General features: G+C 39.4%; 7 protein-coding genes and 3 pseudogenes. 5 read left to right on the plus strand and 5 right to left on the minus strand.

Annotation, left to right across the window (positions count from 1 at the left end; genetic code table 11):
- Positions 1 to 131 precede the first annotated feature (131 nt).
- The 3 genes from HMPREF0027_RS09925 (at position 132) to ptrA (ending at position 6,816) form a co-directional block, all read left to right on the plus strand.
- On the plus strand, positions 132 to 425 hold the full coding sequence (locus HMPREF0027_RS09925) for a DUF5374 domain-containing protein (protein WP_005624851.1): 294 nt from the start codon (positions 132 to 134) through the stop codon (positions 423 to 425).
- 116 nt (positions 426 to 541) lie between these two features.
- Positions 542 to 3,859: an exodeoxyribonuclease V subunit gamma gene (gene recC / locus HMPREF0027_RS09930; protein ID WP_005624854.1), complete on the plus strand. Its 3,318-nt coding sequence runs from the start codon at positions 542 to 544 to the stop codon at positions 3,857 to 3,859.
- Positions 3,859 to 6,816 (plus strand): pitrilysin, encoded by a 2,958-nt coding sequence (ptrA, locus tag HMPREF0027_RS09935; protein WP_005624856.1) that lies wholly within the window; start codon positions 3,859 to 3,861, stop codon positions 6,814 to 6,816. The genes recC and ptrA overlap by 1 nt, the downstream gene beginning before the upstream one ends.
- Before the next feature lie 91 nt (positions 6,817 to 6,907).
- Here the strand turns inward: ptrA and dnaJ are convergent, their stop codons facing one another.
- The 5 genes and pseudogenes from dnaJ to xylA all read right to left on the minus strand — a co-directional run bounded on the left by dnaJ (position 6,908) and on the right by xylA (position 13,774).
- Complete coding sequence (gene dnaJ, locus HMPREF0027_RS09940; RefSeq protein WP_005624858.1) at positions 6,908 to 8,050, minus strand: molecular chaperone DnaJ; 1,143 nt, start codon at positions 8,048 to 8,050, stop codon at positions 6,908 to 6,910.
- Positions 8,051 to 8,388: 338 nt separating this feature from the next.
- Positions 8,389 to 8,655 (minus strand): hypothetical protein, encoded by a 267-nt coding sequence (locus HMPREF0027_RS09945; protein WP_005624859.1) that lies wholly within the window; start codon positions 8,653 to 8,655, stop codon positions 8,389 to 8,391.
- 9 nt (positions 8,656 to 8,664) lie between these two features.
- The gene (dnaK, locus tag HMPREF0027_RS09950; protein WP_005624860.1) at positions 8,665 to 10,560 is read right to left on the minus strand and encodes a molecular chaperone DnaK; all 1,896 of its coding nucleotides are present in this window, start codon (positions 10,558 to 10,560) and stop codon (positions 8,665 to 8,667) included.
- Positions 10,561 to 10,834: 274 nt separating this feature from the next.
- Positions 10,835 to 12,280 (minus strand): annotated as a pseudogene (gene xylB, locus HMPREF0027_RS09955) (xylulokinase).
- 174 nt (positions 12,281 to 12,454) lie between these two features.
- Positions 12,455 to 13,774 carry a xylose isomerase gene (gene xylA, locus HMPREF0027_RS09960; RefSeq protein ID WP_005624863.1) on the minus strand — a complete coding sequence of 440 codons (1,320 nt, stop codon included), beginning with the start codon at positions 13,772 to 13,774 and terminating at the stop codon, positions 12,455 to 12,457.
- 246 nt (positions 13,775 to 14,020) lie between these two features.
- Between xylA and xylF the strand changes: the two are divergent.
- Positions 14,021 to 15,023, plus strand: a pseudogene (xylF, locus tag HMPREF0027_RS09965) (D-xylose ABC transporter substrate-binding protein).
- 60 nt (positions 15,024 to 15,083) lie between these two features.
- Positions 15,084 to 15,557, plus strand: a pseudogene (locus HMPREF0027_RS12830) (ATP-binding cassette domain-containing protein); the annotation flags it as partial.
- Positions 15,558 to 15,568: the final 11 nt, after the last annotated feature.

Here is a 15,568-nt window from a genome sequence, read left to right on the forward strand (position 1 = left end):
AATATTATATTCATCCTATGATAATAATAGAGAAGAACGAAATATTACTTTCAAAAAGAATGTTGTATTAAATTTAGAAAATAAATATGCTCATTGGCAAGAACTCCCCGATTCAAGGAATATGTTAAATAATGAATAAGTTAATTAAATCAGAATCATTTATTTCAATACTTATTGGCATTGTAATATTTTCACTTATCTTTATTTCTGCTTCACGTTGGGGAAGTCATCAAACCGAAAAAATAAATTATATTTATCAGCAACAGCAAGCCTTACAAATTATCGAAAATCAACTCGCATTAAAATATTCTAAACAAACTTGCGAACAATATGTTCAACAAAATCATTTGAAGTTTGAAATTGAATGCCAAGCAAATAAAATTAGTGTGAGTTTCCCACTAGGTAAAGTCGAAATTACCCCATAGCCTTTGCAAAAAAATAGTAAAATCCGACCGCTTGTTTATCCGTAAAGTATCGGCAAAAGTAATTGAATCTCTAAGCTAATTAGTAGAAAATCATCGCCTTATATGAGGTATCAATTATGTTCACGGTTTACTATTCACAAAAGCTATCGTCATTAGCAGAAATGCTAATTCATCTACAAAAAGCCAACCCGAATTCCAACCCGTTCAACACCGAAGCCATACTTGTACAAAGTGTTGGTATGGCACAATGGTTACAAATGCAAATCGCTGATTCCATTGGTGTGGCGGGTAATTATGACTTTTTATTTCCAACCAGCTTTTTATGGCAACAATACCGTGTGCTATTCCCTTCGTTACCGAAAGAAAATATTTTTAAACGTTCTTCGGTAACATGGCGATTAATGCGCCTGATTCCTGCCCATTTGGACACGGCAGAATTCAGCACATTAAAATCATACTTGCAGCAAGATGCACGTCAGTACCAACTTAAACTCTATCAACTTTCGACTAAAATTGCGGATCTATTCGACCAATATTTAGTTTATCGACCTCATTGGCTTGTACATTGGGAAAACAACCAACTTGAAGCGGTTCTTGCTGAAATCATGCATTCCAATGTATTTAAAGTTAAAAATGAACAAGAAATCCTAGCTAACCTACAATGGCAAGCTATCTTATGGAATGCGTTAATTGACGATATTAAATTAGATAGTGATGAAAGCGTCTTTATCACGTCGCATCGTGCTTACTTACAAGATCAGTACTTCCAAAAATTAGATAATTTAACTGCTCAAGAAAAAGAAAAACTTCCGCAGAGAATCTTTATTTTCGGTATTTCATCTCTACCGGCAACTCAATTAGCTGTATTAAAAAAGTTAAGTGAACACTGCGATATTCACTTATTTTTCTTAAACCCAAGTCAAGAATATTGGGGCGATAGTGTTGAAGATAGTGCATTAGAAAAATTAGCTTTGAAACAACAGCTATCGGAGACCGATTTAGCCGCTTTACTCGAAAAACAAGGTAATCAATTGCTCACTATGTGGGGAAAACAAGGGCGAGAATTTTTAGCGCAACTAGTAGAGCAAGAGTTCGACTATAGTTTAGAAGTATTTGACCCGTATGTCGGCGAAACCAATCTCATCAAGCTCAAAAATGCCATTTTAGCGTTTAATAATGCACAAACTTTTGAATTAGACGAACAAGACCAATCATTACAATTTCATTCGTGCCATAGCATAATGCGTGAAGTAGAGGTGTTACATAACTATCTCTTACAATTATTCGAGCAGAATCCGGCATTAACACCCAAAGATATTATTGTAATGTCTGCGGATATTGATAAATATGCGCCTTATATTAATGCGGTATTTTCTCGTTTTGATCATAAAGATCCGAGAAGGATTCCTTTTACACTTTCAGATCAAAAAGCGACTGCGGTAGATCCGATTATCAGCAGCTTTTTGAGTCTACTTAATTTAAAAGAAAGTAACTTTAACGCAGAAGTACTATTGGATTTATTAGATGTAAATGCGATCCGAAGCCGTTTTCGCATCCAATCTGATGATATTTATACCCTACGTCATTGGATAAAAGAAGTGGGTATCCGCGCCGGATTAACTATCGAGCAAAGCCAATGGCAAAACTATAACTCATGGCAAAATGGTTTAACGCGTTTGTTACTCGGTACAAGCCTCAAAGAAGAAAATGGTATTTGGCAAGACAGTATCGGGTTTAACGAAAGTTACGGTTTAACCTCTGAACTTGTCGGCTACTTATGCCATTATTTAGAAAAACTCAGTGAATGGCAGCAATTTATCCAAGCATCGCATAGCCTTGATCTTTGGCAGCAAAAGCTAACCGAATTAATCAGTGATTTTTATTTAGATGATACGGAAACTTTTGATTCGCTTTCCATGTTACAAACAACTTTACAAAGTGTATTGGAAAAAATTGAAAACGCACGCTTTGAAGATGAAATCTCTGTTGAAATTCTCGCCTTATTACTTCAAGAGAATCTCAACACACAGCAAAATAGTCTGCAATTCTTAGCTGGAAAAGTGAGTTTCTGTACGTTATTACCAATGCGTGCTATTCCATTTAAAGTAGTGTGCTTACTCGGTATGAACGAAGCCGATTTTCCTCGACAACATTCGGTAAATAGCTTCGATTTAATGCAATATGCACCGAAAAAAGGCGATCGTGCGCGTAGAGACGATGACCGTTATCTATTTTTAGAGGCTTTACTTTCCGCCCAAGAGATTTTCTACGTGAGCTATGTCGGACAATCGGTAACGGATAATAAAGTTCGCTTACCTTCCGTTTTAGTTGCGCAATTATTAGATTATATCAGCGAACATTTATCCGAATCGGCTCAACAAATTTTAGATGACAAAGATACCGCCAATTTTATGCTGAAACGCCATCCTATGACGGTATTCAGCCCAAGAAACTTTAGCTATCCTCACATCTCTTATGATAAAGAATGGCTAAAACTATTTGAACAAAATGCGGTTCAGCCGAATTTCTTAAACGGGCAGCTTCAATCGGATAGTCCAACAGAAATTAATTTAAATGAATTAATTAGTTATATCACAAATCCAATTAAATATTTCTTTAATCGCCAATTGGGTATTTATTTTAATTATAATGAAGAAAGTATCGAAGAATCGGAAAAATTTACCTTAAATGCATTGGATAATTATCAGCTAAGAACTAAATTATTAACTGTTGATGAGGAACAAAGTCAGAATTTATTATACCAAGAACAGTTAAAAGGTAACTTGCCTTCAGCTAAATTTGCTAAGCTATCTGAAACCGCGTTGGAAAACTCAATAAAAACCATGAGAAATGAAATATCGCCATACTTAAAACAGAGTGATATTTTAACTGTTGAACAATATTTCCCAATAGGTTCAAATAAAATAAAACTCTATGGAAACATCCAACAATTATTTGACGATGGCATCGTTTTTTGGAAAGTAAGTTCATTAAAAGATAAAGATATTATCCGTTTTTGGATTTATTATTTAGTAACACAAGTGCAAAATAATTCTATTCGTTTGAAATATATTGTGCGTAATGGCGAAGATACTCAAATCTTCCAATTTAATTCGATCACTCAGCAGCAAGCGCAGGAACAATTAGCTATTTATATAGAAGATTACCTTAATAGCTTTCAAGCGCTACGCTGGGGGATTTCTGCCGGTTTAGACGATTATTTTGCCAAAATAGAAGATGTTGAGAATATTGAAGAATATTGTTGTCAGAAAGTTTTTAAATTACTGGAAGACAATTCGTTTGAAGCTAGTTACCTACAGCGAGTTTTAGTACAAAGTTCCGAATTGAATTACAGTGTTATTCATCATACAACGAAACAATGGTTTACTTTAATGCAAGACAGTAAGCCACATAACAATAAAAAGGAGAATTAATGAAAAAAACCTTAATAAGTCGCATGATTCGTCACGCGTTTTACTCTGCGATTGCGCTTAGTGTCAGCGTCACAGCCACATTTGCAAATATTCCGCAAAATCCGACCGCTAGTACATCCCTATCGGCTACACAAACGCAAGGTTTTGAGTTTATCAATCAGCAGATCAATAAAAGCCCGAATGATAATGCTATTTATCAAGCTATTCGTTTAAAAAACGATATGACCGTACTGCTAATTTCGGACAACAAAGCGAATAAATCGCTAATGTCATTAGCACTACCTATCGGCTCTATGGAAGATCCCATTCAGCAACAAGGCTTAGCACACTACCTAGAACATATGATCCTCATGGGGTCTAAACAGTTTCCAGAGACTAATAGTCTAGATCGCTTTTTAACGGAAAATGGCGGTTATAACAATGCCTCGACTACGGCAGATCGTACTGCTTATTACTTAGAAGTGAATAATAATGCGTTTGATGAAGCGGTTGCTCGTTTAGCAGATGCTTTTGCACAACCTCTCTTGTCAGAAAGTAATGCGAAACGAGAAGTGAATATCGTAAATGCCGAAATGGTTCGTGCAAAATCAAGCGATGGCCATTTATTGAATAGCGTCAATTTGGCAACCGCTAACCCTGTACACCCTATTACCAAATTTGCGGTGGGTAATAAGGAAACGCTTTCGGATAAACCAAACAGCAAATTACAAACGGAGTTAGAACAATTTTACCAACGCTACTATTCAGCAAATTTAGTCAAAGCGGTTTTATATTCGAATCAACCTATCGAGCAACTTGCTGCATTAGCTAATCGTACCTTAGGTAAAATGCCAAATAAAAACATTGCTGCCCCGAATGTAGATGTGCCGTTTTTCCGTGCAGAAGATAAAGGTGTTGTTATTCACTACAAACCGGTACAACCAACCAAAATGCTGGCAATTTCATTTGATGTGCCGAATGATGAAGCACACTTTGCCCACAAAACCGGCGATTATTTAGCCTATATTCTCAACAATAATACCGATGGCACTTTATCCGATTACCTCATTAAACAAGGATTATCCGATAGCGGTATTTCGGCAAAAGCAACACCAAATGTCAGTCGTAATCGTGGTAATTTCACCATTTATGTTGCTTTAACCGACAAAGGTTTGACTGAAAAAGATAAGATCATTTCTTTGATTTTTCAGCAAATCGAACAAGTGAAACAAAGCGGTATTCAAGAAAGTTACTTCAATGAAGTTCGAGAAAGCTTAAAGCAGGATTTCCAACATTTACAGGTAGAAAAAAGCGGTACTTATATCGAATCATTAGCTGAGCAAATGTTACATTATCCATTGGAACATATTTTAGATGCGGACTTTATTGTTGATACGATGGATAAACAAGCAATCAAAGCCAAACTGGTTGAGATGACATTAGACAATGCCCGTATTTTGCTGGTTGATGAAAAAGCGCATACCGATAAAAAATCGCCTTACTTTGAGGCCAATTATGCAATTGCAAAAATTAGTGACGAACAACGAAAAAAATGGTTGGATTTCAGTCATAACCCGGCATTAAAACTACCTGAATTAAATCCTTATTTCGCCACTGATTTTTCTCTGATTCAGCCAATCGGCGATCGCCAAGTGCCTAAAGCGTTGGTAAGTACAGCAGGAAAAGCAATTTATGCCATGCCGAGCCAATATTTTGCCAACGATCCGAAAGCGATTGTATCGATGAGTTTCTCGATCATGCCGAAAACGGATGATTTAACAGAAGCGGTGAGCGCTACGCTGTTAGGTTATATGAATAGCCTTGCACAAACGAAATTAGCGTTCCAAACAGCAGTTGCCGGTATGCAAGCAGCGATTACCACTTATCCAAACGGACTTTCGGTAGAAGCGACCGGTTATACGCAACATTTAGCAAAATTAGTACTTGATTCACTTGAGCAATTCAAAAATTTTGAATTAACCGAAGACTTCTTAGCACAAGCGAAACAAAGGGTATTTGAAGCATTGGACGGTCAACGCAAAGAAAGTAGCTTAACACAGGCCAACCAAGCTATCGCAAACTTTGCCAGCTATCCTTATTTTGAAGAAGATAAACAACGTAAAGCACTAAATGATACCACTTTGGCAGATGTGAAGGCGATGCGTGACAGATTATTAACGAAATCCACCGGATTAGGCGTACTGTCAGTGGGAAATCTTAACGATAAACAGGTTGAAGATTTAGTCAGTGACATAAAAGGTATTGTTAACAGCAGTGAGGTGGAACGAGGCAAAGCACGTTATTTAGATCTTAACGACAGCAACCGCAAACTCAACTATGTACAAAGCGTACCGCATGAGGATAATGCGCTAAGCATCACTTATCTTGCCAAAGGCTATGGCGAATTAGAAGGTTCGGCTCGAGCTAATTTATTGCGTGATATTATCGGGCGCTGGTATTTCGATGATTTACGTACCCAAAAACAATTAGGCTACGTGGTCTATGCAACCAATACTAAAATGGGTAAAACCGCCGGTATGCGCTTTATGGTTCAAAGTCCGAACACGACACCAGCAGGTATTATGCAGCATAACCAACGCTTTTTTGCAGAAAGTTTAACAAAATTGATCGCTTTATCAGAGCAGGAATTTGTGAAATATCGTGATAGTTTAATCGAGAAATTACAGCGTAAGCCGGAATCGTTAAACCAAGAATTTTCACAATTCACCTTTGACTTTAATCACCGAAACGATCAATTCAACCAACGTGCGAAAATGATCGAAGCGGTAACACAACTTACTCGACAAGATATTGTGGATTTTTATAAGCACACGGTGATTGAGCAGAAAGGCTTTTCATTTATCAGCCAAGCGTTAGGTACGAAAGCGAAAGCTGAAGATGCGGTGAAACTGGCAGGCTATGAAAAAGTGGAAAGTATTGAACAAATCCAAAAACAATTCCCGGTTAAATACTATTAGATCGTCCTCTACAAGCGGTTAAAAAAGCTCTAAATTTGACCACTGTAGAAAAACAAAAGGCTTAGCAAATTCGCTAAGCCTTTTTTAATGTTTAGTTTTTACCTAAGTTCGAGAAGAAGTTTTTCACACTATCTAAAAAACCTTCTTGCTGCGGACGATGCTGACTTTTACCTTCTAAACTTTCTTCCAGTTTTCGTAATAAGTCTTTTTGCTCGTCATTTAATGCAACCGGCGTTTCTATTACCACTTTGCAAATTAAATCGCCTGCATAACCGCCGCGTGGGCTTGTTACGCCCTTGCCTCTAACACGGAATAATTTGCCGGTTTGGGTTTCCGCCGGAATTTTCAGTTTTAATTTGCCGTCAAGCGTTGGTACTTCAATCTCACCGCCTAATGCCGCCATCGTAAAGCTGATTGGCACTTCGCAGTAAAGATTTGAACCGTCACGCTCAAAAATATCGTGTTCACGAACGTGAATTACCACATATAAATCACCTGCCGGCGCACCGTTCTCGCCTGCCGCACCTTCGCCGGATAAACGAAGTTGGTTACCGGTGTCCACACCCGCCGGAATAGTTACCGATAAGTTTTTCGCTTTCTGAACACGTCCGTCACCGTGGCAAGATTTGCAAGGTTTTTCAATTTTCTTACCGCTTCCGTGACAGCTCGGACAAACCGCTTCCGTCACAAAGAAACCTTGCTGACGGCGGATTCTGCCCGAACCGTGACAGTGCGAACAGGTTTCCACTTTCGAACCTTTTTCCGCGCCCGAACCGTGGCAGGTATCACATTCTGCTAATGTTGAAATGCGAATATCTTTTTTACAGCCTTTAACCGCTTCTTCCAGTGAGATTTCAATGTCGTAACGTAAGTCGTCACCACGAACGACACGGTTACGGCGACCACCGCCGCCAAATCCGCCACCGAACATTTCGCTAAAGATGTCTTCAAAGCCACCGAAACCGCCTCCGCCGAAGCCTCCGCCAAATCCGCCGGCACCACCGCCTTGTTCAAAAGCAGCATGACCGTATTGATCGTATGCGGCACGTTTTTCAGCATCGCCTAACACTTCATAGGCTTCGTTGATTTCTTTAAATTTTTCTTCTGCGTCTTTACTGCCTTGGTTTTTATCCGGGTGGTGTTTTGATGCTAAACGTTTATAAGCACGTTTAATATCGTTCTCACTCGCCCCTTTCTGTAAATCAAGGACTTCGTAGTAATCTTTTTTTGCCATAGTGTTTCGTTTGTAAAATTTTACGGAAATTTGACCGCTTGTAACTAGCTGATTGGATAGCGCTCGTCACAGACGGGCGTTATCGGATAGATAAAATCACTACCCTCACCCCTTGTGGGGGAGGGAAAGATTTTCTTCGTTTAGAAGAGAATCAGGGAGAGGAGGAAGCGGATGTATTTTGTAAAAAATTTGCGAAATATAACCGCCTGTTTCCCCGCTCTCTGCAAGAAATTGTCTTTCACAATTTCTTGCTGTATCTCTCCCTCAGGGGGAGAGAGTGAGTTTTTATATACACCAAAAGGGCGTGTTGCCACGCCCTTAAGCTATAATTAACCAACTCAATCTTGAGCAATGAAGAAAGACGAATAATTTATAGTATCTTCTAAAATTTCAGTATCAGAGTCACATTCCCATTCTGAGCTATAATTAAAGCAACCAATAGGATATTCATATAAGTATCTGCTTATACCGTACTCATCGTTATAAAATTTATAACAATTCTCGGCTCCCATTTGTCTTTCATCACTATCGACTAAATCACACTCAAAATTTTCTATGGAAATTTTATGTTTAGAACCTTGATAGTTTATTAGTACATATTCCATATATACACCTTATTTATCTTTCACTTCTTCAAACTCAGCATCCACTACGCCGTCATCTTTTGCAGATTGTTGCGGTTGTTCGCCTGCTTGTGCTTTCGCTTGAGCTGCTTGCATTAAAGGTTCAGATGCTTTGATTAACGCTTCGGTTTTCGCATCGATTTCCGCTTTATCATCGCCTTTCGCTGCTTTTTCTAAGTCTGCGATAGCCGCTTCGATTTTCGCTTTATCATCTGCATTTAACGCATCGCCTGCTTCTTCGATTTGTTTACGAGTTGCGTGTGCGATACCGTCTGCTTGGTTACGTGCTTGAACTAACTCTTCGAATTTTTTATCCGCTTCTGCGTTAGCTTCCGCATCACGAACCATTTGTTCGATTTCTTCGTCAGATAAACCTGAAGACGCTTGGATACGAATTTGTTGCTCTTTACCTGTGTTTTTATCTTTCGCAGATACGTTAATTACACCGTTCGCATCGATATCGAAAGTTACTTCGATTTGCGGCATACCACGTGGTGCTGGGTTAATACCTTCAAGGTTGAATTGACCTAAAGATTTGTTCGCAGACGCTTGTTTACGTTCACCTTGTAATACGTGGATTGTTACCGCTGATTGGTTGTCTTCCGCAGTTGAGAACACTTGTGATTTCTTCGTTGGAATCGTAGTGTTTTTCTCGATTAACACCGTCATCACGCCGCCCATGGTTTCGATACCTAAAGATAATGGCGTCACGTCTAATAAAAGAACGTCTTTTACATCACCTTTTAATACACCGCCTTGAACCGCAGCACCGATTGCTACCGCTTCATCTGGGTTCACGTCTTTACGAGCTTCTTTACCGAAGAATTCAGCCACTTTTTGTTGTACTAACGGCATACGTGTTTGACCACCAACGAGGATAATGTCGTTGATTTCATTCACTGATTTACCTGCGTCTTTTAATACGGTTTTAAGTGACTCGATTGAGCTTGCGACTAAATCTTCTACTAACGCTTCTAATTTCGCACGTGTTACGTTGATCGCTAAGTGTTTAGGACCTGTCGCATCTGCTGTGATATACGGAAGATTTACTTCGGTAGATTGTGCTGAAGAAAGTTCGATTTTCGCCTTTTCCGCCGCTTCTTTTACACGTTGTAATGCCATTGGGTCGTTGCGTAAATCAACGCCTTGTTCTTTTTTGAACTCGTCAATGATGTAGTCAATTACACGGTTATCGAAGTCTTCACCACCTAAGTGAGTGTTACCGCCGGTTGCTAATACTTCGAATGTTTGTTCGCCGTCGAAGTTATCGATTTCGATGATTGAGATATCGAATGTACCACCACCTAAGTCGTAAACTGCGATCACTTGGTTTTCTTTAGTTGAACCTAAACCGAACGCTAACGCTGCCGCTGTCGGTTCGTTGATGATACGTTTAACATCTAAGCCTGCGATACGACCTGCATCGATTGTCGCTTGACGTTGTGCATCGTTAAAGTATGCAGGAACAGTGATAACCGCTTCAGTTACCGCTTCGCCAAGGAAATCTTCCGCTGTTTTTTTCATTTTTTTCAACACTTCTGCTGAAATTTGCGGTGGTGCTAATTTGTCGCCTTTTACGTTTACCCATGCATCACCGTTGTCAGCACGAGTGATTTCGAAAGGCATAATTTTAATATCACGTTGTACTTCTTCACTTTCAAAACGACGACCGATTAAACGTTTGATTGCAAATAATGTATTTTTCGGGTTTGTAATCGCCTGACGTTTTGCCGGTTGACCAACTAACGTTTCGTTATCCGTATAAGCAATGATTGACGGAGTTGTGCGAGCACCTTCCGCATTCTCGATTACACGTGCTTTGTCACCGTCCATTACCGCTACACAAGAGTTTGTTGTACCTAAGTCAATACCAATGATTTTACCCATTTTAAAATTCCTCTGAATATAAATTTGTTTGATTACGTTTTCGTAACGTTACCCACAAGATGGTGTTCTTTCACAACTTTTCAAGGCTAAATTTGAAATTTTCTTGCAAGTATTTTTGAAAAAAGAAACGGGAAGTTCCACGTTCCCGTTCAGGCGAAACAATAAATAGGGATGAAAATGAAATGATCAAGGGCGTGAAATAAATTTTTGTAAGATTTTTGAATAAAACGGACAAAAAAGCCCGTCCATATTGAACGGGCTGGCTTTCCGAGCATTAAAGACCTTTTAATCTTTGGTAAATTTCCGCAAATTTTGACCGCTTGTCTTGGTATTCGGCAAACTTGCTGCGATTAGGTTGGTAAACCGCTTCAAGCGGTAATGGCTGACAGAAATTAGCAATATCTTCATTAGGATTTAAGGCAATCTGCGCCAATTTCGCTGCTCCTAAAGCCGGACCGACATCACCGCCGGTACGATATTCAAAAGTTCTACCAGTAATATCCGCCAATAATTGTCGCCAATAAGCACTTTTCGCTCCGCCACCGATCAGGGCGATATTATCCGCTTTCACATCGGTTTCGTGTAACACGTCAATGCCATCCGCTAACGCAAAACTTACCCCTTCTACTGCAGCTCTTGCCATGGTAATCGGGTTATCGTTATGCGTTAGTCCCCAAAATACGCCTTTGGCATAAGGATCGTTATGCGGTGTACGTTCGCCGGATAAATAAGGTAGGAAAATCGCATCACTCGCTTGGTTACAATTTTCAACTTGTTGGAATAAGGTTTTAATATCACTAATACCGGTAACTTTTTGGACAAAATCGACTGCTGATGCGGCACTGAGCATAACCGACATCAAATGCCAACGATCCGGTAACGCATGGCAGAAGCTATGCACTGCTTTTTGCGGATTGGCACTGAATTTGTCGGTAACGACAAAATACACCCCTGACGTACCGAGCGATAACATTGCTTGTCCGGCTTGGTAAAGCCCGATACCGATTGCTCCGGCTGCATTATCGCCACTACCGGCAATCACCAGAACGCTATTCAGTTTCCAACTTTGTGCTAATTCAGGGCGTAAATAACCGGTAATTTGGTTGCCTTCAAAAAGTTTTGGCATATTGCTAACGTCAAGTCCGCACGCATTCAGTAACGCCCAATTCCAATCTCTTTTGCCGACATCCAACCACATTGTACCGGAGGCATCTGACATATCGGAGGCATATTCGCCAGTCATACGTAAACGTAAATAATCTTTCGGCAGTAACACTTTATCTACTTGTTCGGCGATTTGGGGTTGATGTTTATCCACCCATTTTAATTTCGGTGCGGTAAAGCCCGGCATCATCAGATTACCGGTAATTTCACGGCTATTCGGTACTAATGATTCCAATTCGGCACATTCCGCAAAGCTACGTCCGTCATTCCATAAGATTGCAGGATTCAATACTTGATCGTGTTTATCTAATAAAGTCGCACCGTGCATTTGACCGGTTAAACCAATCGCTTTCACAGTTGTTAAGTCTTGCTGTTGTGCTAAAGCGAGCATAGCTAAATTGGTTGCGTGCTACCAATCTTCCGGATTTTGTTCCAACCAAAGCGGATGAGGACGAGAAATAGGTAAAGATTGATGTGTGGTTGCGATGATTTCTTGAGATTCATTGAGTAAAACGACTTTAACGCCTGAGGTGCCTAAATCAATTCCGATATACATAAAGCCTCCTGATACCTTCTTACTCTCTCCCTCTTGTGGGAGAGAGACAGTCAAAGGATTCGTTCAGAATCCGCAGACAGAGAGAGGGAAAAGATGTTCATTTCCCCTCTCCCTCCAAAAATCCTACGGATTTTCTCCTCCCTCTCCCGTAAACGGGAGAGGGTAAGCTCTGAATTAACGATAAATATAATTATTCACTAAATTTTCTAAGTATTCTTGCTGACCTGAAACCGGTTTCTGATCAAGCGCTTTACTTTCAACGATTTTCGCTAAATCTTCGAGGCTTGCTTTACCGGCAAGAATTTGCTGACCTAAATCGCCGTTCCAGCCTGCGTAGCGTTGATCAACGATACTTTGTAAGGTTTGGTCTTCAATCATTTTCGCCGCACGTTTAAGTGAAAGGGCAAGTACGTCAATCGCTCCGATATGACCGTGGAATAAATCATACGGATCGGTACTTTGACGGCGGATTTTCGCATCGAAGTTGAAACCACCGGTAGTAAAGCCGCCCGCTTTTAAGATTTCATACATCACAAGCGTATTTTCTTCCACGCTGTTCGGGAATTGGTCGGTATCCCAACCTAATTGTGGATCGCCGCGGTTAGCATCAATCGAACCAAAGATATCTAATGCTGCTGCAGTTGCAATTTCGTGTTGGAAGGTATGACCAGCTAAGGTTGCGTGGTTTGCTTCAATATTTACTTTGATTTCTTTTTCTAAGCCGAATTGTTTTAAGAAGCCGTAAACGGTTGCCACGTCATAATCATATTGGTGTTTAGTTGGTTCTTGCGGTTTCGGTTCAATTAATAACGTACCGTTAAAGCCGATTTTGTGTTTATGTTCCACTACCATTTGCATAAAGCGACCGATTTGCTCACGTTCACGTTTTAAATCGGTATTTAATAACGTTTCATAACCTTCACGACCACCCCATAACACATAGTTTTCACCGCCTAAGCGTTTGGTTGCTTTCATCGCATTGAATACTTGCGATGCTGCCCAAGAGAACACTTCCGGATTCGGATTGGTTGATGCGCCGGACATATAACGCGGGTTAGTAAAGCAGTTTGCCGTACCCCATAATAATTTCACACCGGTTTCCGCTTGTTTTTTCTCAAGGATATCCACCATGGTATGGAAATTATGTACATATTCTTTATATGAATTGCCTTCCGGCTCAATATCTACATCGTGGAAGCAATAGTAAGGAATCCCTAATTTTTGGAAGAATTCAAAGGCAATTTCCGCTTTTTGTTTTGCGCCTTCAAGCAAATCGCCCGTTTTTTGCCAACTACGATCTAAAGGGCCTACACCGAACATATCATTCCCCGTCCAGCAGAAAGTATGCCAATAACACACTGCTAAACGTAAATGTTCCGCCATGGTTTTGCCTAAAATCACTTCGTTCGGATTGTAATGTTTAAAAGCAAAAGGATTGGTTGAATTAGTACCTTCATATTTTACTTTTTCAATTTTATCGAAATAGTTAGACATAATTAATTTTCCTATGAATCAATGGATTTTGAAAACGAGAACATAATGATAAAAATTAAAACGCGGTTCAATTATGTTATTTTGTTTTGCTATTTTGATAATTAGTTATTGTGGCAGCGATCACAAAAGCGAAAAAACGTAATGACATTATGAAATCTGATAATTGCACCTTATTTGAAATCTAAGCAAACTGCGCACGAAGCAATACCGCTTATTTTTTATGCTTAAACCAATCAGAGGTGTTATATGAAACTTAAATCTAAGTTATTAGCAGTAGCCGCAGCAACCTTATTAGCTTTAGGCCAAACCGCCATTGCCAAAGATCTAAAAATTGGTATGTCTATTGACGATCTTCGTTTAGAGCGTTGGCAAAAAGACCGAGATATCTTTGTAAAAAAAGCGGAATCGCTAGGCGCAAAAGTGTTTGTGCAATCCGCCAATGGTGATGCAACCGCACAAATTTCTCAAATTGAGAATATGTTAAATAAAGATATTGATGTATTAGTGATTATTCCGTTTAACGGTGAAGTGCTTTCTAACGTTATTTCCGAAGCGAAAAAAGAAGGCGTAAAAGTATTAGCTTACGACCGCTTAATTAATAATGCGGATATTGATTTCTACGTATCCTTTGATAATGAAAAAGTAGGCGAATTACAAGCACAAAGTATTATTAAGAAAAAACCGGAAGGTAATTATTTCTTAATGGGTGGTTCTCCGGTAGATAACAATGCGAAATTGTTCCGTAAAGGTCAAATGAAAGTTCTACAACCGCATATTGATAACGGCAAAATCAAAGTGGTGGGAGACCAATGGGTAGATTCATGGCTTGCGGAAAAAGCCTTACAAATAATGGAGAATGCTTTAACTGCTAACAAGAATAACATTGATGCGGTAGTTGCTTCCAACGATGCAACGGCAGGTGGTGCAATCCAAGCACTTAGCGCAAGGTCTGGCGGGTAAAGTAGCGATTTCCGGTCAAGATGCAGACATCGCAGGGATCAAACGTATTATTGACGGTTCACAAACAATGACCGTATATAAACCGATTACAAACCTTGCTGATAAAGCTGCAGAACTTTCCGTTGCTTTAGGTAAAGACGAGAAGGTGGAATCAAATTCAACCCTAAATAATGGCGTGAAAGATGTACCGGCTTACTTACTAGAACCAGTAGTTGTGACTAAAGATAATATTGATAGTACTGTAATTAAAGATGGTTTCCACACCAAAGAAGCCGTATATGGCAAATAATTAGCTCGAAAATCCTGTGCGGTAGTCATACCGCACATTTTTTAACTAGAGGAAAGGATTATGGCTCAATTATTAGAAATAAAAAATATTACCAAGCGGTTTGGTGATGTCGTTGCCCTCAACAATATTTCTATCTCATTAGAATCCGGTGAGGTACTTTCTCTCTGTGGTGAAAACGGTTCAGGCAAATCGACCTTAATGAAAGTGTTATGCGGCATTTATCCATATGGCGATTATGAAGGTGAGATTTACTTCTCAGGCGAGAAACTCACCGCAAAAAATATCAAAGATACCGAAGAAAAAGGCATTTCCATTATCCACCAAGAATTAACTCTCGTGAAAAATATGACCGTGCTTGAAAATATGTTTTTAGGCAACGAGATGAAAAACTATGGCATAACAAACGATAATGAAATATACCTGCGTTGTAAGACCTTACTGGAACAAGTACAACTGAATATCGATCCAAACACTAAAGTTTCCGAGTTAGGTTTAGGTCAACAATAATTAGTTGAAATTGCTAAAGCGTTAAATAAATGATCTGA

It is taken from the genome of Actinobacillus ureae ATCC 25976 (assembly GCF_000188255.1).
GTDB lineage: Bacteria > Pseudomonadota > Gammaproteobacteria > Enterobacterales > Pasteurellaceae > Actinobacillus > Actinobacillus ureae.

Coding starts and splice junctions, on each gene's coding strand:
- HMPREF0027_RS09925 (WP_005624851.1), top strand. CDS start 132: ATGAATAAGTTAATTAAATCAGAATCATTTATTTCAATACTTATTGGC.
- recC (WP_005624854.1), top strand. CDS start 542: ATGTTCACGGTTTACTATTCACAAAAGCTATCGTCATTAGCAGAAATG.
- ptrA (WP_005624856.1), top strand. CDS start 3,859: ATGAAAAAAACCTTAATAAGTCGCATGATTCGTCACGCGTTTTACTCT.
- dnaJ (WP_005624858.1), bottom strand. CDS start 8,050: ATGGCAAAAAAAGATTACTACGAAGTCCTTGATTTACAGAAAGGGGCG.
- HMPREF0027_RS09945 (WP_005624859.1), bottom strand. CDS start 8,655: ATGGAATATGTACTAATAAACTATCAAGGTTCTAAACATAAAATTTCC.
- dnaK (WP_005624860.1), bottom strand. CDS start 10,560: ATGGGTAAAATCATTGGTATTGACTTAGGTACAACAAACTCTTGTGTA.
- xylA (WP_005624863.1), bottom strand. CDS start 13,774: ATGTCTAACTATTTCGATAAAATTGAAAAAGTAAAATATGAAGGTACT.